The following is an 18221-nucleotide window of genomic DNA, read 5'->3' as shown; positions in this document are numbered from 1 at the left end:
CGTGGAGCCCGTGTGACCACCCTGCTGCCGCCCAGTGTCCCGGTCGTCGATCGTCGCCTGCTCGCGTGGGCCGGGCTCGCCCTCGCGCTGACCGCCCTCAACCTGCGCACGGCGGTCACCGGCTTCACCCCGTTGCTCGAGATCATCGGCGACGACCTGGGGTTCGGGCTGGCGCTCGCCGGCCTGCTGGGCACCGTGCCGGCGGCGACGTTCGGCGTCTTCGGCTTCTTCGCCCCCGTCGTGACCAGACGGTTCGGCCTGGAGCGCACCGCGACCGCCGCGCTGGGGCTCTCGGCGATGGCCATCGTGCTCCGGGCGTTCTCACCGACGCCCGCCGTGCTCGTGGCGTCGACCGTGCTGGCGCTGGCCGGCATCGGCGCCGCCAACGTCGTGATCGTGCCGCTGGTCAAGGTGTGGTTCGCCGACCGCATCGCCACGTGGACGTCGGCCTACCTCCTGCTGATGCAGACGGGTCAGTTCGTCGCCCCGCTCCTGGCCGTGCCGGTGGCGGAGGCCGCGTCGTGGCGATGGTCGGTGGGCATCTGGGCCGTACCGGCGGCGGTCGCCGCCGCGGTGTGGTTCGCGCTCGCCGTCCGGCTGCCGGCCGATCACCACGCGCCCGTCCCGGCCGGGTCGCCCGCCGCCCGGCCGAGGGTCGCCCGGTCGTCGACCGTCTGGGGGCTGCTGGGCCTGTTCGCGATGATGTCGCTGTCCAACTACAGCATCATCACGTGGGTGCCGGCCGTGCTGACCGATGCGGGCGCCAGTGCGTCGTTCGGTGGCTCCATGGTCGGCCTGTACTCCGTCTGGGGAGTCCTCGCGGCCCTGGTGGTCCCGCACGTGGCCACGCGCCTGGCGAACCCCTTCGTGGTCGTGGTCGCGTGCTCGGTGGTGCTGGTCGCCGGCTACGCGGGGCTGGCCGTCGCGCCGCTCGAGGGCACCGTCCTGTGGGTCTGCGCCCTGGGCATCGGGGTCAGCACGTTCCCGCTCTGCATGACGCTCATCAACCACCGCACCCGGAGCCCGCAGGTCGCCTCGACCGTGTCGGGCTTCGTCCAGGGCATCGGCTACGGCCTGGCGGCCGTCGGACCGGTCGGGCTGGGGCTGCTGCGCGAGGCGACCGGGTCGTGGACCACGCCGCTCGTCGTCCTCGCCGCGACCGCGGTGCCCGGCGTGGTCGCCGGCTGGTTCGCCTGCCGGCCGCGGTACGTCGAGGACTCCGAGACCGGGCTCACGTCCCGCGTGGGCTGATGCCGCCGACGCGGTGCTGGGGCCAGCGCGAGGGGTCGTCCTCCAGGGCCTTCCGGTCCCAGCCACCGAGGTCGGCGGCGGCCCGGTAGGTGGTGTGCAGGAACTCGGCCACGGCGCTGTCCGGGTCCTCGGCGTCGGCCACGGCCTCGTACGGCAGCAGGAACTGCCCGTTCTCGACGCTGTAGTACGCCCCGTCCGGGCCCACCGGCTCGTCGGCGAAGCCGTCGGGCTCGGGGTAGGCGTAGGCGTAGAACGCGCCCTCCTCGCCGCCGCCGGGCCAGAACCCCGCACTGCTCAGCTCCCGGGAGTAGCCCTCGACCATCACCCAGTCGCCACAGTTGGGCGCGCCGCCGGGGTGCTTCGGCGCCTCGCGCCCGGAGAAGCGGGTGCACGCCAGGTCCATGGCGCCCCAGAAGAAGTGGACGGGGCTGACCTTGCCGACGAAGTGCGAGCGGAACTCACCCAACGCGCGGTCGGCCTGCACGAGCTGCCGCCAGAAGAGCTGCGCCGCCTCGGGGTCGTAGGTGCCGTGCTCGTGGTCCTCGGCGAACGGGATCGCCGGGTCCACCTCGTTGGGCCGGGGGTCGATCGTCGCCTCGATGCCCAGCCCCCGGAGCGCCGCCATGGTCTCGCGGTAGAACTCGGCCACCGGCCGCGACGTCAGGGCGACCAGCCGCTCGCCGCCGTCGCTGCTGCGGATCCTGAGCCGGTGCTCGACGAAGTCGAGCTCGAGGTCGACGAGCCCGCCGCGGTGGGGGATCGCGCCGGTCGTCAGGCCGCGCGGGCTGACGTAGAGCGTGACCTGCCACCAGTGGTTGAGCAGCGGGGCCTGCGAGAGCCGGATCTTGCCGACGACCTGGGTCCACATGTGCACCGTGTCGCGGGTCTCGGTCCAGTCGTCGACCCGCAGCCGCGGCCAGGGCTGGTGCGGGCTGGCGTGCATCGTCACGTGTTGTCCTTCCCGGCCTGGTTCACCGGTGCTCGGGGTTGGGTTGGTCGGGGGCGCAGCCGGCGTCCCACTGGCTGCGCCTGTTGCCGTACGCCGGAACGCCTCCCGCGTCGCGCAGCAAGGCCGCGAGGTGCATCAGGTTGTAGGTCATGAAGGTGGTGTTGCGGTTGGTGAAGTCGTTCTCCGGACCGCCCGACCCGGGGTCGAGGTAGGACGGACCCGGTCCGACGCTCCCGATCCAGCCGGCATCGGCCTGGGGCGGGATGGTGTAGCCGAGGTGCTGCAGGCTGTAGAGCAGGTTCATCGCGCAATGCTTGATGCCGTCCTCGTTGCCGGTGATCACACAGCCCGCGACGCGCCCGTAGTAGACGTACTGGCCCGCGTCGTTGAGGGAGCCGGAGCAGCCGTAGAGCCGCTCGACGACCCGCTTCATCACCGAGCTGTTGTCCCCGAGCCAGATGGGCCCGGCCAGCACCAGGATGTCCGCGGCCAGGACCTTCTCGTAGAGGGCCGGCCACTCGTCGACCTCCGCGCCGTGCTGGGTCATGTCCGGCCAGACCCCGGTCGCGATCGCGTGGTCGACCGCCCGGAGGACCTCCACCTCGACCCCGTGCTCATCCATGATGCGACCACTCAGCCGAACCAGCCCGTCGGTGTTGCTGGGCTCCGGTGAGCGCTTCAGGGTGGCGTTGACGAAGAGGGCCCTCAGCCCGTCGAACCGGGGCGGCGTCGCCGCGCGGTCCACCGAGGCCTCCGTCATGCCGGCTCCTCGTCGCCGACCCTGGGCCTGGGCGCGTTGAAGAGCACGTCCTGGTGGTCGGGGTGCTTGCGCAGCCAGTCGAGGATGAAGGGGCAGATCACGAGAGCCCTCAGACCGCGCTCCCGGATGTCGTCGATCGCCGCACGGGCGAGGGAGCTGCCGACGCGCCGGCCCGCGTAGGCCGGGTCGACCTCGGTGTGGGTCAGCACGACCAGCTCGCTGGTCTCCTGGTAGTCGACCCACCCGGCGACCGTCGCCCGGTCGACGACCGCCTCGTAGCGCTTCCGGTCCGGGGTGTTGGTCACGGTGACGTCGGTCGTCATGGGCAGGGCCTCCTGGGTGGGTGGTGCGACGCCCCCATGCTCGTGCGGGACGTGGCGCCTTCGCGTCGGTGAAAGTCCCTGAGTGCCCGCCGCGGTCCAGCCCGACGCGGTCAGGTCAGCCGTACGTCCCTGAGCTGGCGCCGGGACGTGATGTCGAGCTTGCGGAAGATGCTGCGCAGGTGGGCCTCGATCGTGCGGGGGCTGAGGAACAGCTCGGCGGCGACCTCCCGCGACGTCGCCCCGGTGGCCACCAGGCGTGCGATCTGCTTCTCCTGGGCGGTGAGGGCGTCGGTGCGGTTGGCGGCACGCTTGCGCGGGTGCTCGCCGGTGGCCCGCAGCTCCCGGGCGGCCCGGGCGGCGAACGCCTCGGTGCCCATGCCGGTCAACAGCTCGTGGGCGGTGCGCAGCTCGTCGCGAGCATCCTGGCGCCGGTTCTCCCGGCGCAGCCACTCGCCGTAGACCAGGTGGGTGCGAGCGAGGTAGACCTTCATCCGGCACCCGTCGAGCTGGCCGAGCGCCTCGCGGTAGTGCTCCTCCGCCCCTGGTCCCGCGGTCATCAGCGCGCGCGACCGCGCTGCGAGGCCGAGCGCCCACGGCGTACGGATGGTCTCGGCCCTCAGGCTGAGCTCCTCCAGCGCGGCGGCCGCGACCGCCCGGTCGCCGGACCGGGCGCCTGCCTCGACGAGCTCGGGCAGGGAAGCGCTGCTGAGCGAGGACTCGTGCGACTCGCACGCCCGCGCTGCAGCCTGCTGCGCGGCGGAGTAGCTGCCCCGCCCGTTGTGCAGCACCGCCAGCGCGTACTGGCTGAGGAAGGCCTCCCCGGCCTCCTCGGAGTAGGTGTCGTCCTGCGTGAGGAGGGCGACGAGCGCCGCGGTCTTCTCCTCGTCACCGCGCCAGCCGTTGAGGATGAGCTGGACGTGGTGCAGTGGCACGCCGCCGGTGTCCGCGGTGAGGGCTGTCGCCTCCGCCGCCAGCTCGCCGGCCCGCACGAGGTCCCCCTCCAGGACCGAGGTGATGGACAGGAACCCCAGCGCGGCGGGCAGCGACGCCAGCGCACCCGCCTCGCGAGCCAGGTCGACGTTGCGGACGGCCAGGACGTGGACCAGCTCGTCGTCGAGGACGCCCACCGCGTTGCGGGCAGCGAGCCACAGCCAGCGGTCGCTGTCCTGGCGCTGCCGAGGGTCCTCGTGCACGACGTCCCGGAACGACTCGAGGGCGTGTCTCAGCGCGGGGGCTCCCTCCACGAAGCCTCGCGTGAGGATGGTGGCGAGACCGTTGAGGAGCTGGTCCACGGGCCGGTTCGCCGGACCGGGTGCCGGCGCGGTCGAGGCCGCCGCCTTCGCGATGTCCACGGCGACGTCGCCGCCGTTGATGAACGCCGCGTCCAGCGCGTGCAGGTAGGTCTCGCGCGCCAGCAGCGCGTCGAGCGGGGCGAGCGCCTGCGCCGCGGCGAGCAGCATGCGCGGAGCCCCGGTGTCGCGGGACAGGTGGAAGGCGATCTGGGCGGCCAGCAGGTCGACCCGGGCGTGCTGCAGGGCGTCGAGCGGTCCCGCTGCTGCGACGGTCAGCAGCTCCCGGGCGGCCTCGGACGCGCCGGCGTCGTGCTTGGCCAGTGCGGCATCGAGGGCGCGCCTCGCGCGGCTGGCTGGCTCAGGGGTCAGTTCCGCGGCCTGCTCGAGGAACGCCGCCGCCGCGGCGAGGCCGCCGCGGGCACGCGCCCGACCGGCCGACTGCTCCAGCTGCGAGGCGACTGCCTCGTCGACACCGAGGGCAGCCTGCGCGCTGTGCCAGGCGCGGCGATCAGGGTCGAGCCGGGGATCGGTCACCTGCGCCAGGGCGCGGTGAGCCCGGCGTCGGTCCGGGGGCGGGGCCGCCCGGTAGACCGCTGAGCGCACGAGGGGGTGACGGAAGCGCACGCGGGTGTCGATGGTGACCAGCCCGGCGGCCTCGGCGAGGTCGGCCGCCCCGTCGGCGATCCCGAGCTCCGCGGCCGCCCGTCGCAGCAGCTCCGCCTCACCGGTCGGCTCCGACGCAGCGACCAGCAGCAGCAGCCGGGTCTCCGCGGGCAGCGTGTCCGACCGCGCCCGGAAGGCGTCCTCCACGCGGTGGGGGACGCTCATCGTGTCCGGCAGCCCGAACCCTCCGGCCCACTGCGTCGTGGCGACGCTCCGCGGCAGCTCCAGCAGGGCCAGGGGATTGCCGCGCGCCTCGCCGATGATCCGTTCGCGCACGACCTCGTCGAGGGGCGTGCGGACGGCGGCCGCGAGGAGCTCTCGCGCGTCGGGGGCGCCGAGTCCCTCGAGCCGCAGGTCCGGCAGGTCGCGGAAGGGACGGAGGTCGCCGTCCTCGGTGGGGTCGCGCACGAAGACCAACAGCGCGACCCGCTCCGCCGACAGGCGTCGCGCCACGAAGGCCAGCACCTGCGCCGTGCCCTCGTCCAGCCACTGGGCGTCGTCGACGAGGCACAGCAGGGGACCGTCCTCGGCGACCTCGGCCAGCAGGTTCAGCACGGCCAGCCCGAGCAGGAACCGGTCCGGCGCGGGACCGGCCTGTTGCCCGAACGCGACGTTGAGCGCGGCCTGCTGGGGTGCCGGCAAGGCGTCCAGACGGTCCAGCAACGGCAGGCAGAGCTGGTGGAGGCCCCCGAACGCGAACTGCGACTCGGACTCGATGCCGGTCGAGCTCTCGACGCGGAAGCCCGTCGCAGCGGCGCGGGCGCGGGCCTGCTCGAGCAGCGCGGTCTTCCCGATGCCCGCTTCCCCCCGCACCACGAGGACCCGGCACCCCTCGGTCCGAGCACCCTCCAGCAGGGCCTCGACCGCTTCGCGTTCGGCGCGCCGGCCCACGAGGTTCACCAGCAACGCTCCGTCCCTCGGCGGTCTAGGTGATTCTCACCGACGCGGACCCGGTGCGCCAACCGCTCGCCCGGCGAGCGGGGCGCCAGCCGGTCCCCGACATCGGGACATTTCACCGACGCGAGTGCCCCACGGTCCGCGAGAACCTGATCCCACGGCACGGACCGACGCCGACGACCAGAAGGGGAACCGACCCATGACCGCAGCGCCCGTGATCGACGTCGAAGGACTCACGGTCACCTATGGCGACTTCACAGCCGTCCGTGAGGTCTCGTTCCAGGTGCAGCCCGGCGAGCTCTACGCCCTCCTCGGGACGAACGGCGCCGGCAAGACGTCCACGTTGGAGGTCGTCGAGGGCCACCGTCGCGCCGCGGCGGGCGCGGTGCGGATCTTCGGGGAGAGCCCGCGCGACCGACGTACGGTGCACCCACGCATGGGGGTCATGCTGCAGGAGAGCGGGTTCACCCCCGACCTGACGGTCCGCGAGTCCGTGGGCCTCATCGGCAGGCTGAGCGGTCGGCGCGACGACCTCGACCGGGTGCTCGGGATCGCCGGCCTGGCCCGCAAGGCCGACACCGTGGTGTCCCAGCTGTCAGGTGGCGAGAAGCGTCGCCTGGACTTCGCCACGGCGATCTTCGGGGGACCCGAGCTGGTGATCCTCGACGAGCCCACGACGGGCCTGGACATCCAGTCCCGCGACTCGCTCTGGGCCGCGGTGGACGAGCTGCGCGACGCGGGATCCACCGTCGTCCTCACGACGCACTACCTCGAGGAGGCTCAGCAGCGCGCGGACCGCATCGGACTCATGCACGAGGGCACCCTGCGCCGTGAGGGCACGGTTGCCGAGCTCACCCGGTCCCTCCCGTCGGTCATCAGCTTCGCCCTGGCACCCGGCGCACCCGAGCCGCCGACCGTGGGTGCGCTCAACGGTGGCTTCCACGTCGAGACCTTCGACCTGCAGGGAGACCTCCACCGGCTGCTGACGTGGGCGCACGACATGGGCGTGGAGCTCCGCGACCTCGAAGCCGGCCCGGTCAGGCTCGACGACGTCTTTCGCGCCCTCGACGGTCCCGGGTCCACGACTCCGGCCACGACTCCGGTCACGACTCCGGCCACCTCTCCGGCCACCGCACCGACGAGATGACCACCGCGTCTCGTCGCCACGAAGGGACACCCGCCATGCTCGAGATCGCCCGCAGCGAGCTGATCCAGATCTTCCGCAACCGGCTCGTGCTCGTCACCGGGCTCGTCATCCCAGTCGCAGTGAGCGCGTTCCTCATCTACCGGCGCGAGGACTTCGCCGAGCTGGGGAGCCTCGGCTACATCGCTGCGATCGTGCTGTTCACGGTGCTGGCGTTCGGGCTCTACACCACGGCGGTGACCACGCTGGCGACGCGTCGCCAGAACCTCTTCCTCAAGCGGCTGCGCTCCACCGCCACGGGGGATGCCGGCATCCTCACCGGCCTGGTCATGCCCATCACCGTGATCGCCGTCGCCCAGGTGGTGGTGATGCTGGTGGTGCTGGGCGCGGTCAGCACCGCTCCTGCCCACGTCCCTCTGCTGGCAGCGGCAGGCCTGGCGACGACCGCCATGATGGTCGCCCTCGCGATGGCGACCGCAGGCCTGACGAACTCGCCCGAGCACGCACAGGTGACCACCCTGCCGGTGAGCCTGGCGGTCATCGCAGTGGCGAGCTGGGTGGGGATCAGCGGCACCGAGGAGCTGACCTGGCTCAAACGGGTACTGCCCGGTGGCTCGGCCACCGAGCTGGTCGTCGGTGCCTGGAACGGCGGCCTGCGCCTCGTCGACTCCCTGCCCCTGCTGCTCAGCACGCTGGGCTGGGTCGTCGTCTCCGTCGTCGTCGCCGGCCGACTCTTCCGCTGGGAGCCGCGGCGCTGAACCAGAACCTGCATCACCCTGACCAAACCCCCACACCATCGAGAAGGACGTGCACCATGGGATTCATCACCGTCACCGACGAGAACAGCACCCCGGTCGAGCTCTACTACGAGGACCAGGGCTCGGGCCAGCCCGTCGTCCTCATCCACGGATACCCGTTGAACGGCCACAGCTGGGAGCGTCAGACCCGCGCGCTGCTCGCCGACGGGTATCGCGTCATCACCTACGACCGTCGCGGGTTCGGGCAGTCCTCGAAGGTCGCGTCGGGCTACGACTACGACACGTTCGCCGAGGACCTGAACGTCCTGCTCGAGACCCTCGACCTGCGCGACGTGGTCCTGGTCGGCTTCTCCATGGGCACGGGCGAGCTCGCTCGCTACGTGGCGAAGCACGGCACCGAGCGGGTCGCGAAGCTCGCCTTCCTCGCCTCGCTCGAGCCCTTCCTCCTGGCTCGCGACGACAACCCGGACGGACTGCCGCAGCAGGCCTTCGACGACATCGAGGCGGCGGCCCGGGGCGACCGCTACGCCTGGTTCACCCAGTTCTTCGCCGACTTCTACAACCTCGACGAGAACCTCGGTGAACGGATCAGCGAGGAAGCCGTGACGGGCAGCTGGAACGTCGCCGTCTCCAGTGCGCCGGTCGCGGCGTACGCCGTGGTGTCCTCGTGGATCGAGGACTTCCGCGCCGACGTGGAGGCGGTCCGCGACAGCGGCCTGCCGGCCCTCGTCCTCCACGGGACCGCGGACCGCATCCTCCCTGTCGATGCCACCGCCCGTCGCTTCCGACCTCTGCTCCCGGACGCCGACTACGTCGAGGTGGAGGGGGCGCCGCACGGCCTGCTGTGGACCCACGCCGACGACGTCAACGCCGCCCTGCGCAGCTTCCTCGGCTGAGTCGATGACCCGACAGGTCCACACCACCCAGCGGGTCGAGGCGGGGGCACTGGCCCTCGCCGCGGTCGTCGCGGCGGTCCTGCTCTACCCCGGTTCGTGGTGGGTGGTCCTCGCGGCGTTCCTCGTCTTCGACCTCTCGATGCTCGGCTACGTGCGATCCGCGGCGACCGGCGCGACGACGTACAACCTGGTGCACAACTACGCGTTCCCCGCCCTCGCGGCCGCGGCCGCGCTCGCCCTGGACGCGGTGTCCTCGACCATGTCGGCGGCGACCGGTGTGCTCGCGTGCGCGTGGGCGTTCCACGTCGGGGTCGACCGCGCCCTCGGTTACGGCCTGAAGCTGCCCGACTCGTTCAGGAACACCCATCTCGGACGGATCGGCCACGAGCAGAGCAGCCGTGGCCAGCCGTGATCCGGGACCGGGGCACACCCGGTGGCGGTGGAGCCGCTCCGGTCGGCGGCGTCGACGACCACCGCGACGAGTCGGTGTGCACCTCGGAGATCGAGCACGCGCACCGCAACCGCGCGATCGCCCACATGCTGCGCAGCCACGACCTCCTCGACGAGGACCCGACCGAGGTGGTGGCCGGCTACACCCGTCAGTGCTCGCTGCTCGTCACGGCCCGCGACCTGGCCCTGATGACTGCCACGTTGGCCAACCGCGGGGTCAATCCCCGCTCCGGCGAGCAGGTGGTCCCCGAACGGGCGGTCCGCCAGGTCCTGAGCGTCATGTCCACGTGCGGGATGTACGACGGAGCCGGCGACTGGGCCACGCAGGTCGGGATCCCGGCCAAGAGCGGCGTGGCCGGGGGCCTGATCGGCGCGCTCCCCGGCCAGATCGGGATCGCGACGTTCAGCCCGCGGCTGGACTCCCACGGGACCAGCGTCCGCGGGGTGTCGCTGTTCGAGCGGTTCTCCGCCGACATGGGCCTGCACGTCATGGAGGTGCCGCCCGCGGCGCCCGCGGTCGTACGGTCCCACCACGTGAGGGGCTCCGGCGCGAACGCGACCCGGGTGCTGCAGCTGCAGGGTGGGATCCGGTTCGCCGGAGCCGAGAGGGTGGTCCGGGAGGCGGTGCAGATCCCGCCGGGAGGCACCACGGTGGCGCTCGACCTCACCATGGTCTTCTCGGTCGACGACGTGTCCCGGCGGATGCTCACGGAAGTCGTGCGACGACTCGTGCTCGACGGGCACACCGTCCACGTCGTCGACCCGCGATCGCTCCTGCCCGACCCCGACCCGGACGACCGTGGCGTCGTCGTCCTGCACGACCTGGAGGACCTCCTCGATCCGCCGCGACCCGGCACGACGGGTCGTCACTCGGCGTGAGCGACGGCCCGATGACGCCCGGTCGGTCGGTGCCCCAGGCAAGAGTCGAACTTGCGACCTTTCGCTTAGGAGGCGGCTGCTCTATCCACTGAGCTACTGGGGCGGGACGTGTGCACATTCGTGTTGAAAAGCGTTACACGTCGGTCGGCATCTTGCCACGGCGGCTTGCGGGACCAGTTTCCGGCCTCACGCTGCGGATGCGCGGCGTCAGCGCAATGGTCGACCAAAGGTGCGACGGGCTCTGTTGTTGGTCTGGGCAGCACTCGTGCCCCGCGTGGCGAGGCCAGCGGGGTACGAGGTGGTGCTGTTCTGTTGCGGTGCCTGTTGTGTTCTAGGCGGCGACCTGCTTCGTGGGTTCGGGGTCGGGGAGCAGGTCGTGGTGGGCGAGACGTCCGGCGTGGATGTGCCATGCCTCGGCGTTGATTTGGGCGGCGTGCAGGAGCATGCGCAAGGACTGGTTGTGGTGTCCGTAGGCGGGCATGCGCTTGAGGTACCAGGCTTGTTCGATGCCGTTGTTGCCGGATTCGGCGTCAGGGCGGAAGCCGTAGGTCTGCGCGAAGGTGCCGTCAGTGATGGCCATTTGCCGCAGGTACTCGGAGCGGAGAAAGCCGTCGTCGTCCTGCGCGACGAGAGGTACGGAGTGGCCCGTGACGCCGCCGCAGCGGGCGCAGTCGATGTCGATGCTCCGGTACCAGTTGAACTCGTTCTTCGCGCCGGGGCGACGGATGGTGCGCTGCTTGAGCAGGGTTTGAACTTCGGTGCCTTGGTCGTTGGCGGTCGCTTCGTAGACGGCTCCGCCGATGCCGTAGAAACGGTGGCGGCAGGTGCCGTGCTTGCCGGTCTTCTCATAGGTGCCGACGTGGTGAGACTTCTCGTACCGGTCGCCGACCTTGACGGTGGAGCGCGACTTCTTGGGACCTTGGGCGGGCTTGTTGACGACCATGAGGCCGCGTCGCATCAGTGGGTCGATGTGCTTGTGGCGCAGGATGCCGTCGACGACGACCGTTTGGAGGCCGGGGAGCAGGTCGGCAAGGGAGTTGACGATGTCGACGATGGCGCGGCCCTCGTCGTGTTCGGAGGGGGTCATGGTTTCCACGTCGAGGCAGATGCGGGTGCCGGACTGGACAAGACGCGCCCAAGCGTAGGTGCCCTTGACGCCCCACTCGTAGCGGTGGGTCTTGTCGCCCCGGTACTTGGCAATCTCCTCAGCGGAGGAACCCTCAGGGATGACCGGGCTACCAGCCTCGGGCCATAGGTCGGTGTTGTCGTCGGCCCGTCGGACGCGGATTTCACCGGTGGTCTTGTTTACGTACTCGGTGCCGGGCTCGTACTTGGATGGGGAGGTGGAGACCTTGCCGTCGAGGGTGATGCAGACCTCGCGGGTGGGCTTGGCGACTTGGAAAGCGTTGCCCGGTTCGAACATGCCCATGGCGATGGCCTGCTCGGTAGCGGCGCGGCGGTGGGCGACGCGGAGTTTCTGCACCCAACCGCGCTGCTTGCTCTTGCGCTGGAAATGGTTCCAGTGGTTCACCGTCGGTCCGGTCGCGGGGAGTTTGGCGGCGACCTCGTCGCCATGCACGTCACGAACGGCGTTGACGACCAGCGCCCAAACGTTGTGGTCGCCGAGGTTGATGTCGGTGTAGAGCGCGGAGCCATAGATGTCGATGGCCTGCCCGAACAGCAGGAGCGCCCAGTTGGGGTAAAGGCAGGGACGTCCGGTGGTACGGGTCGTGGTGTCGTCGAGGACGGCAGCGCGCTTGAGGAGCCACGGGTCGGTGGCTGCTGCGAGCAGTTTGCCGATGTCGCCGAGACGACGGGCGCGCTGCTCGGCGATGGTCTCGTCGAGGATGGCGACCAGTGCCGCGCGGGACTGGTCTTGCTTGTAGCGGCGAACGAGCCGGTCGGTGCGGGCGGCGTCCTCGCGGATGCGGTGGGCCTTGCCCATCAGAGCACCCCGCCCTGCTGGGTGCCGGTCAGGTCGTAGCGGTTGGTGCCGGTCGCACCATCCGGTGCTGAGACTTCGTAGTTTGCGCGCCAGTCGACCGTGATGAGGCGAGCGGCGGCGTCCAGCGAACGCAGTCCACAGGTGACAGCGACAGCCTCCATTGAGCCGGTCTCGCGGTAGACGCGGTTGGCGACGTACTCGTGGATGGAGGTGGGGCGGACGCCGTCATCCGGGCTGAGCCCGGCCTTGGTGAGGGCGCGCCACAGCATGCCGTTAGTGGCCATCGCGACCTTGGTGGGGTCTTGGTCAGCAACCCGGTCGCGACGGGCAAGCGAGAGTCCGGTGAGGTCGGCGGAGCGGTGGGCACGGGCGAGGTAGTTGATGCGTGCCGTGAGGGCCTCGGTCTGCCATTTGTCGAGTGCGACCCAGCGAGGGAGGTTGCGGCGTCCCAGTCCGGGCAGCCACACCACCCCCTCGGCGAGGTGTACGTCGTTGACCTGCACCTGCGGAATCTCAGTGACGGTCGCCCCGGCGAACGCCAGAGCGACCACTGCGGGCAACTTAGACTCGCGTGCTCGGTAGGCGGCACGGTCCATGACCCGCTGCGCCTCGGCAGGGGTGAGGGGGCGGACGCGGTTGACGGACCGTCCGTGAGTGGTGACCTTCTCGCCGGGGTTCTGGTCCCACAAGCCGAGGTGGTGGCAGGTGGCGAAGAAGTTGATGAGCGAGGTACGGCGGTTCGCCTGAGTGCCGTAGGCGGGCTGACCGGTGGTGTTGGAGGACCACATCTTGCCGGTGGGTCGAGCGTGCACCCAGTCAGCGCAGATGGTCGCGTCGAGGTCCGCGAGGGTCGGGTACCCCATGGCGGTTACGTAGGCGACGAACCGGACGAGGTTGTGTTCGTAGCGGCGCAGCGTGGCGTCGGTGAAGCCAACTTCGACCGTGTTGGCGCGCCAGGCGGTGAGGACGAGCGTGAGGGCTTCGGCGACGGCGATGAGGCCGGGTGCCTTGAGACCTGTGGTGAGGGTGAAGGCGTCGTAGGGGCCGGGGAGACCGATACGGCGGCGGTTGGAGGAGCGGCGGACGTACTGCTTGGGGTTCTTGCTGGACATGGGTTCGGCCCTTTGGGGCTCAGGAACAGACCCTTCTACGAACCCCCCACGTCTAGGGCTGGGTTCGAGACGCCGGTCTGCTCGCTAGGTGCGTCTGCACCGGACCCGCTGGTACTGCGGGTCGCCTCCTGCTCGCTTCATGCTTGCTCTCCTTGTGGACGTGTCTGTTGCTGACAGGTCCAACAGTGAGGGCGACAGAACAAGGCATATGTGACTTGTATCAGTGATCGTGAGCCGTGTCGAACCTTTGTTCGAAACAGGACGAGTTGTGCAGGTGTAAGGCGTGTATGCCCGCTGGTACGCCTTGGCAGCCTGTATACCAATCACGTGACGAGTGATCGAGAGACCGCATCTGCGTCAACTGGCAGGCGTCCGTGCGAGGCGTGCGGGTTGGCGCTCGGTGAGACTCACGGCAACCGGCGTTACCACCCCGGCGACTGCGCAGACGCCGTCCGCAAGGCCAGGCACGCTCGCAACCAAGCCGCCTACCGAGCACGCCACAACCCGCCTGTCGAGTCGCTGGTACCTGCCGACTTCCGGGCCGGACGAGTCACCGTTAAAGGACAGGTCGTTCCCGGCGACCGGGCAGCCGCCATCCGCGCAGCAGCCCTCAAACCATTGCTCGCCAGCCACGCGTTTCATGAAGCACTCAAGGATGTCCACTGGAGCGACGTGTTGAACTCGCAAGAACTCGGACGGCTCCGGTCCTACGTGGACGACGTGTTGAGCCTCATCGAAGTCATCGACGAGGTCATCCGAGTCCCGGACCTCAGTACCGACATGTTCCGTCCCGGCGAAAACATGGAAGACGGAATCGTCAAACGGCTTGAACGTAAGCAGAAGCGCGCCGGTGCTCCGGCACGCAGGGGTTCGTCGCAGTAGCGCTGACTGTCAGCCCGGTCCGGGCAGCGGTTCAGTTCTGGGTCGGTTCTCTAGTTCGTCGGCCTCGTAGCAGCACTCCAAGACAAACTTCGCGGCCCAGAGCCCGTCGACGTAGGACCGACGGTTGCGATAGAGGTGCTCGGAGACCTCGACGAGGGCTTTCCTACCGGAAGCCGTGCGGGCGTAGGCAATGACGGCCTCCCGCGCGGCTTCGCGTGCTTCCCGTGCGCCCCGAGTGCAGTCAGCGGTCAGCACCGACTCCATAGCAGCCCACGACGCGTTCTGAAGGCGGGTAGCGCACCGTCGACCGCCCTTCGCCTTCGTCTGACACATGCTGACACCCCGTTCGTGGACCTGCTGGTCTGGCAGTCGGTCTCTAACGGGTGCGCTTGGTCTCTGTGTGTGCGCTCCTCGGGGTCCCTGCGCCCGTGTACGGTCAGCCGCGTTCCGGCGTCCCTGAGCCGAACAACGTCCAAGCCGCCTTCTTTGAGTGAGCCTCATGCCCGAACCGGAGAAGCAAGACCGCGCATGGTTGTGGTTGGTCATCACCGTCGTGTGCGTGGTCGGGTCGCCCGGGGCTGCCTACGCATCCCAGAAGGTTGACGGCAAAGGGGTCTGGCTCCTCGTCGGTCTGCAGTTTGTGCTCACCGCCTTCGCGTTCCTCATCCCACAGGTTCGTCAGTTACGAGCCAAGGAAGCCGAGACGACCGCTGAGGTGCGCGAACTGGAAGCGCGGGCCGACACGCGGGCAGCGGTGAACGACGCACTCGACCCCATCCTTCGGCAACTGGGTGACATCTCTGCCGAGCGCAGCAAGCCTGTCCGTGACCGGCTCATCGCCCAGGCCATCCCGTTCGTGTTGACCGCCGCATCGAACCTCATCGGGTCCGACCGGTCACGGGCATGCTGGTTCGAACTGACCGATGACGTGCCGCCGCGACTGGTGCCACGGCTCGACGCAGGACGTAGCGGGTCCGCCTCCACCATCTTCGAACCGAACACCCCATCCGGCGACGCTGCCATCGGCATGGTGCTCGCTGGCGAGAACCTGCTCTGTCGTGATATCGACACTGAGCCGCCACCGGGCTGGGACTCCTCCAAGAAGCGCGACTACAAGACCTTCATCTCCGTGTCGGTGACCGCTGCCGACACCGCGTTCGGGATGCTGACCTTGGATGCGTTGGAGGCCGGTGACCTCACCAACGATGATCTGCGCATGCTCGGTCTGATGGCTTCAGCGCTCGCCGCCGCGCTCGCCCAAGGCCGGTAACGACACGGGCGAACGGCAGGCAGTTCACCCACTTGTTGTCGGAGCCGATGTCTAGAGTGCCGCTAGGACAATGTGGCAAAGTGGAACACCACACAGGAAGGGGTCAGTGATGGCACAAAAACTGTCGAAGCCTCGCCGCGACGACCGCATCGAGCGCGCGCTCGCGGACCCCAAGACCTACTTCGACCAAGCCCGCCAGCGCGCCTTGCGGGAGGTCAGCGCCGAGATGGCACAGGAACGCCGCCGCCCCGTCGCACGTCGCCGCCTCGCCACCTAGTCCGACAGGCGGTGGGTGTCGGGTAGCGGTCCGGGGGCGGTTCTAAGTGGAGGTGCTCCCGGTTCTCCCCGACCGGGTCAACGACGTAGAACCTCGTCCTCGCGGCTGGTCACTGAACTGACCCGCCGACCGCGCTTGCGGACCCCACCCGGTCGGCCGGATGCTGTCTACCAGCGGGCACCCGGTGCGCGGTGATCAGGCGGACCGGGTGCCCGACAAGACATTTCTGGTGGCTCTAGCGGCTGCATCTCACGAGGTTGTTCTCGGCATGACCATCCGCTCATGCGGATGTGCGGACGGCGTTTTCCCAACCTCGGGCGTCCTGCTGCACAGGGGTAGGGGTAGGTGAGGTAAGACAACCGTTCGGTCCGTTCACCCGTGTTTCTAAGTGTCCCTGTTTCGAGGGACACTGGTGAGTGGAGGAACGTCATGAAGACCGAAATCGACTGGGGGCACGAACTCGATCGCTCGTTTGCCATTGAGGAGCCCATCGCCGTCGAGCGCTACGTGGCGCGAGGTCACCGGGCGCTACGCCACCGTAGGACGTTCACAACGATTGCTGCGGCAGCCACGTTGGTTGCAGCCACAATGACATGGGCGGCGCTGCCAGCGCTCTACTCGTCGGGCGACTCCGTGGTCGCTGGCGAGGGGCCGGGAGCGTCGCCAGCCTCGTCGGATGTAGCGAGACCTTCTCGCTTTCGCACCGCGTCGCCGCAGGAACTGGAGAGGATGCCGGACGGAGTGCCAGTGACGTTGCCCGAGAGTGGCGACGCGTTCATTGTTCGACCCGGATGGCGAGTAGACCGCAGCATCGAGTCAATCGGCGAAGCGGGATGGACCGCGCGGTGGGCGATACAGGTAGTCCAGGAACGCTCAGAGACAGAGCGATGGGTGACGATTGACTGGCTCGCGCAGGAGACTGTCGCACTCAATGTCGAGGCACCAGGGCAGCGGTATGCAGACTTCGAGGAGTTTGTCGCCGATGTGATCACCGATTTCGGAGCCCCGTGAATCGCGACGAGCGCGACGCCCAGTTCACCGACTTCGTAGTTGGTCGGTTGCCCCACCTGCGGCGCATCGCGTACGCGCTGACTGGCGACCGGCACCATGCAGAAGACCTGCTACAAACAGCCCTCGCCAAGTTGTACGTCGCTTGGCCTCGCATCCACCACGAAGGCGGCGAGGAGGCATACTGCCGACAGATATTGGTTCGCACGAACATCGACGACTTGCGAAGAAGTTGGCGGCGCGAGTGGCCGACCGAAGTCCTGCCCGAGCGCGCCGCCGATGCCGCGCCTTCCATCGAGGAGCGTTCTGCTCTCTTCGATGCGCTACAAGCACTCCCAGAGCAGCAGCGCAAAGTGGTGGTGCTCCGACACTGGCTCGGCCTATCGGTGCGAGAAACGGCATCCGAACTGGGCATCAGCGACGGCACGGTCAAGAGCCACAGCAGCCGAGGACTGTCGGCGCTTGAGACGTTGCTCGTGCAGGAGCGGCACGACTGAGGCCACCCCGCAACCGAGATGCGGTCACTAGGCTCCCGTGTGAACGTCCGTGAGTTGGGTCTACTCGTTCACCGTGGACTGGCTGGAGTGGCAGACTCGGTCGCGGCGGGGGCTGGGGCTTGGGGCCAATGTGTAGGCACGGTGACGGTGTTGAAAATGTCCGCACCGTCGGGGGTCCAGCGCACGTCCGTGGCGAGGACGTAGACCGTGCGATTGTCGAAGGACCAAGCCATCATGACGGGGCTACTGGCTGTGCACCGACCCGAGTACGTGCTGGTGCCCGGCCTGTCTTGGGTAACCTCGACAAACTGCGGATCGTTGGCTTGGCAGGTGCTCATCAGGTCGGGTACGACGTCCAGTCCGTTCACCATTGCCGTCTCTGGGTCATCTGCGACAGCGATGCGGACGGGGCAACTGGTGGTGGGTTGGGTGGCGTCGCCGACACACGCTTGGGCTGGGGAGGGTCGGTTGAGAACTTGCCAGTCGGGCGGCAGGTCGAACTCTGCCCCGTTGAGGTTCACGGCGTTGGTAGACGGGTCCGTCGCCACCTGTTCAGTGCTGGGCTCATGGGTCCGGCCACGGCGTAGGCGGTGGCAATGGTCGCGGCGACGGCCACAACGCCTGATACTCGGCGGACTGTTGCGCGACGGTTGCCACGTCGGCGGATTTCGTGCGGGAGGAGGAGGTCGTGCTCCCACTGCGTGTCGCGGGCATTCTCAAGCAGGTCGAAGTCGTTCATGTGGTTGCTCCTCCTAGAGCAAGTGCTTCACGTAGGGCATCGCGGCCCCGAGACAGGTGGGACTTGACCGTCCCTTCCGGCATCCCAAGGAGTGCCGAGACGTCCCGCACGGGCAAGTCCTCGAAGTAGTGGAGGACCAGAACGTCGCGTTGTGCTGGAGCCAACTTCGCCAACGCTTGGTGTAGGTGGAGCAACTCATCCGGAGGCGGATGTGCTCGCATGACCTCGC

The 18221-nt window shown here is 69.2% G+C and carries 19 protein-coding genes and 1 tRNA gene; 11 read left to right on the top strand and 9 right to left on the bottom strand.

The window, feature by feature from the left end:
* The first annotated feature begins 12 nt into the window (after positions 1 to 12).
* A complete protein-coding gene (locus tag HOO61_RS01520; protein ID WP_172256281.1) occupies positions 13 to 1251 on the top strand; it encodes an MFS transporter in 1239 nt (412 codons plus the stop codon).
* On the opposite strand, the gene HOO61_RS01515 is transcribed toward HOO61_RS01520, so the two are convergent.
* The 4 genes from HOO61_RS01515 to HOO61_RS01500 form a co-directional block, all read right to left on the bottom strand.
* On the bottom strand, positions 1232 to 2194 hold the full coding sequence (locus tag HOO61_RS01515) for a DUF5996 family protein (protein WP_172258092.1): 963 nt from the start codon (positions 2192 to 2194) through the stop codon (positions 1232 to 1234). The two genes, HOO61_RS01520 and HOO61_RS01515, sit on opposite strands and share 20 nt — an antisense overlap.
* Before the next feature lie 28 nt (positions 2195 to 2222).
* Positions 2223 to 2960, bottom strand: a complete 738-nt coding sequence (locus tag HOO61_RS01510) for a flavodoxin family protein (RefSeq protein ID WP_172256279.1) — start codon at positions 2958 to 2960, stop codon at positions 2223 to 2225.
* Positions 2957 to 3283 carry a GNAT family N-acetyltransferase gene (locus HOO61_RS01505; protein ID WP_172256277.1) on the bottom strand — a complete coding sequence of 109 codons (327 nt, stop codon included), beginning with the start codon at positions 3281 to 3283 and terminating at the stop codon, positions 2957 to 2959. The genes HOO61_RS01510 and HOO61_RS01505 overlap by 4 nt, the downstream gene beginning before the upstream one ends.
* A gap of 110 nt (positions 3284 to 3393) precedes the next feature.
* Positions 3394 to 6138 (bottom strand): AAA family ATPase, encoded by a 2745-nt coding sequence (locus tag HOO61_RS01500; protein WP_367649978.1) that lies wholly within the window; start codon positions 6136 to 6138, stop codon positions 3394 to 3396.
* Positions 6139 to 6334: 196 nt separating this feature from the next.
* Between HOO61_RS01500 and HOO61_RS01495 the strand changes: the two genes are divergently transcribed.
* Genes HOO61_RS01495 through HOO61_RS01475 form a run of 5 tightly spaced genes read left to right on the top strand, consistent with a single transcriptional unit; the run spans position 6335 to position 10262 of the window.
* Positions 6335 to 7282, top strand: coding sequence for an ABC transporter ATP-binding protein (locus HOO61_RS01495; protein ID WP_172256275.1), 948 nt, complete (start codon positions 6335 to 6337; stop codon positions 7280 to 7282).
* 35 nt (positions 7283 to 7317) lie between these two features.
* Positions 7318 to 8037, top strand: a complete 720-nt coding sequence (locus HOO61_RS01490; RefSeq protein ID WP_172256273.1) for an ABC transporter permease — start codon at positions 7318 to 7320, stop codon at positions 8035 to 8037.
* Positions 8038 to 8093: 56 nt separating this feature from the next.
* Positions 8094 to 8933 (top strand): alpha/beta fold hydrolase, encoded by an 840-nt coding sequence (locus HOO61_RS01485; protein ID WP_172256271.1) that lies wholly within the window; start codon positions 8094 to 8096, stop codon positions 8931 to 8933.
* 4 nt (positions 8934 to 8937) lie between these two features.
* On the top strand, positions 8938 to 9345 hold the full coding sequence (locus HOO61_RS01480; RefSeq protein WP_172256269.1) for a DUF4260 family protein: 408 nt from the start codon (positions 8938 to 8940) through the stop codon (positions 9343 to 9345).
* A complete protein-coding gene (locus HOO61_RS01475; RefSeq protein WP_172255701.1) occupies positions 9342 to 10262 on the top strand; it encodes a glutaminase in 921 nt (306 codons plus the stop codon). Before HOO61_RS01480 ends, HOO61_RS01475 begins: the two co-directional genes overlap by 4 nt.
* 30 nt (positions 10263 to 10292) lie before the next feature.
* Here the strand turns inward: HOO61_RS01475 and HOO61_RS01470 are convergent.
* The 3 genes from HOO61_RS01470 to HOO61_RS01460 all read right to left on the bottom strand — a co-directional run bounded on the left by HOO61_RS01470 (position 10293) and on the right by HOO61_RS01460 (position 13319).
* Positions 10293 to 10365 (bottom strand) — tRNA-Arg (locus HOO61_RS01470).
* Between the two features lie 228 nt (positions 10366 to 10593).
* A complete protein-coding gene (locus HOO61_RS01465; RefSeq protein WP_172256267.1) occupies positions 10594 to 12207 on the bottom strand; it encodes a hypothetical protein in 1614 nt (537 codons plus the stop codon).
* Positions 12207 to 13319 carry a hypothetical protein gene (locus HOO61_RS01460; protein ID WP_172256265.1) on the bottom strand — a complete coding sequence of 371 codons (1113 nt, stop codon included), beginning with the start codon at positions 13317 to 13319 and terminating at the stop codon, positions 12207 to 12209. Before HOO61_RS01460 ends, HOO61_RS01465 begins: the two co-directional genes overlap by 1 nt.
* A 390-nt stretch (positions 13320 to 13709) precedes the next feature.
* Between HOO61_RS01460 and HOO61_RS01455 the strand changes: the two genes are divergently transcribed.
* From HOO61_RS01455 to HOO61_RS01435, 5 genes are all read left to right on the top strand, one after another.
* Positions 13710 to 14201 (top strand): hypothetical protein, encoded by a 492-nt coding sequence (locus tag HOO61_RS01455; RefSeq protein ID WP_172256263.1) that lies wholly within the window; start codon positions 13710 to 13712, stop codon positions 14199 to 14201.
* A 499-nt stretch (positions 14202 to 14700) separates the two neighbouring features.
* Positions 14701 to 15471, top strand: a complete 771-nt coding sequence (locus HOO61_RS01450) for a GAF domain-containing protein (RefSeq protein ID WP_172256261.1) — start codon at positions 14701 to 14703, stop codon at positions 15469 to 15471.
* A gap of 109 nt (positions 15472 to 15580) precedes the next feature.
* A complete protein-coding gene (locus tag HOO61_RS01445) occupies positions 15581 to 15748 on the top strand; it encodes a hypothetical protein (RefSeq protein WP_172256259.1) in 168 nt (55 codons plus the stop codon).
* 429 nt (positions 15749 to 16177) lie between these two features.
* Complete coding sequence (locus HOO61_RS01440; RefSeq protein WP_172256257.1) at positions 16178 to 16759, top strand: hypothetical protein; 582 nt, start codon at positions 16178 to 16180, stop codon at positions 16757 to 16759.
* On the top strand, positions 16756 to 17253 hold the full coding sequence (locus tag HOO61_RS01435) for a SigE family RNA polymerase sigma factor (RefSeq protein ID WP_172256255.1): 498 nt from the start codon (positions 16756 to 16758) through the stop codon (positions 17251 to 17253). Before HOO61_RS01440 ends, HOO61_RS01435 begins: the two co-directional genes overlap by 4 nt.
* Before the next feature lie 517 nt (positions 17254 to 17770).
* Here HOO61_RS01435 and HOO61_RS01430 read toward each other — a convergent pair.
* Together HOO61_RS01430 and HOO61_RS24730 are read right to left on the bottom strand one after the other, a co-directional pair.
* Complete coding sequence (locus tag HOO61_RS01430; protein ID WP_172256253.1) at positions 17771 to 17992, bottom strand: hypothetical protein; 222 nt, start codon at positions 17990 to 17992, stop codon at positions 17771 to 17773.
* Positions 17989 to 18213 (bottom strand): RNA polymerase sigma factor, encoded by a 225-nt coding sequence (locus tag HOO61_RS24730; RefSeq protein ID WP_216658508.1) that lies wholly within the window; start codon positions 18211 to 18213, stop codon positions 17989 to 17991. Before HOO61_RS24730 ends, HOO61_RS01430 begins: the two co-directional genes overlap by 4 nt.
* Positions 18214 to 18221 lie beyond the last annotated feature (8 nt).

Source organism: Nocardioides sp. zg-1230 (genome assembly GCF_013155335.1).
Classification (GTDB): Bacteria; Actinomycetota; Actinomycetes; order Propionibacteriales; family Nocardioidaceae; genus Nocardioides.
Note: the sequence above shows the minus strand (reverse complement) of the source record. Positions and strands in the feature narration are given on the sequence as shown.